The following is a 1,096-nucleotide window of genomic DNA, read 5'->3' as shown; positions in this document are numbered from 1 at the left end:
CGGGCTTCTCGGCCAAACTCAATTCGATTCCCGAACCCCTGCGCCAGAGCTTTACGTACGACCAGGGCAAGGAACTCGCGCGGCATCAAGAACTCGCCGCCGCCACCGGCGTAAGCGTGTACTTCTGCGACCCGCACAGTCCCTGGCAACGCGGGACCTGCGAAAACACCAACGGATTGCTGCGACAGTACTTACCTAAGGGCACCGACCTCTCGGTCTACACTCAGGACGAGCTCGATGCCATCGCCGACAGCCTGAACAGCCGGCCGCGCGCAACCCACGCGTTCCATTCGCCATTCGAGGTCTTCGCTGCGACACTTGCCTCAGCAGGTCAACCTCAAAGCGCTAAACATTAACCCCCTCGTTGCACTTCGGTTTGAAACCGCCCACCAAGAGGTGACCCCGTTCGTTCGGACAGGTTTATCGATTTTTAAGTGGAACGCTGGTGGTCACGCTGCCGATTTAATCGCGGGCAGCTTCGCGAAGTAAGCTTCATCCGAGGTCTTGTCCGACAGACTTGAATGAGGGCTCTGCTGGTTGTACAAGCCGTCAACACAACGCCCATATCACCGAGTCAAGGGAAGTTCTCTATCGTTGGCACCCGTGGTACGGGCACACGGTACGGATTTTCACCACGATAGAGAGCAAGAACGCCGAGTCAGTCCTTGTTCAGCCGCCGCGCGGCAAGCCATATACCCAGGCCATCGTAGACCAGCGCCTTCATTCGCGTCGAGTGACGATTGGCAAACAGGTATGCATGATGGGGCCTTACCGACCCGAACACCTTGACCACACGCGCAAGCAGCGTATCGATACCGGCGCGCATGTCGATCGGCTCCGTCGCGAGCCAGATGGCATCGATGCGAATCAACGCAACCACCCCTGCAGGCACGTTGCGCAGTCACTCGCGGCCGACAGCGGCCAGCGCACCGTGATCGCCGTCGCGCCCCTGCGCACCTCGATCTCGATGTGCGTCGCCCTTGCAACGCCATTCTGTATCTGCAGCGGCACAAATTCCGGCGACGGGCCATTCAATTCCTGTCGGGCTGCTTGCGCGGCATCGCGTTCCTCCTGCGCCGCAACCCAACTGCGCAGC

The 1,096-nt window shown here is 60.0% G+C and carries 2 protein-coding genes and 1 pseudogene; 1 reads left to right on the top strand and 2 read right to left on the bottom strand.

Annotated features, from left to right (window positions below):
* Positions 1-356, top strand: a 356-nt coding sequence (locus AWB67_RS38385; RefSeq protein WP_125477896.1) for an IS30 family transposase, incomplete at its 5' end; no start/stop codon positions are given.
* Between the two features lie 302 nt (positions 357-658).
* On the opposite strand, the gene tnpB is transcribed toward AWB67_RS38385, so the two are convergent.
* Positions 659-880 carry an IS66 family insertion sequence element accessory protein TnpB gene (gene tnpB / locus AWB67_RS40675; protein WP_235025622.1) on the bottom strand — a complete coding sequence of 74 codons (222 nt, stop codon included), beginning with the start codon at positions 878-880 and terminating at the stop codon, positions 659-661.
* A pseudogene (locus tag AWB67_RS38375) lies at positions 868-1,096 on the bottom strand (IS66 family insertion sequence element accessory protein TnpB); the annotation flags it as partial. The pseudogene AWB67_RS38375 and the gene tnpB, both read right to left, overlap by 13 nt.

The sequence above is a fragment of the Caballeronia terrestris genome (genome assembly GCF_001544515.1).
Classification (GTDB): Bacteria; Pseudomonadota; Gammaproteobacteria; order Burkholderiales; family Burkholderiaceae; genus Caballeronia; species Caballeronia terrestris.
This window is presented reverse-complemented; position numbering and strand designations above follow the sequence as displayed.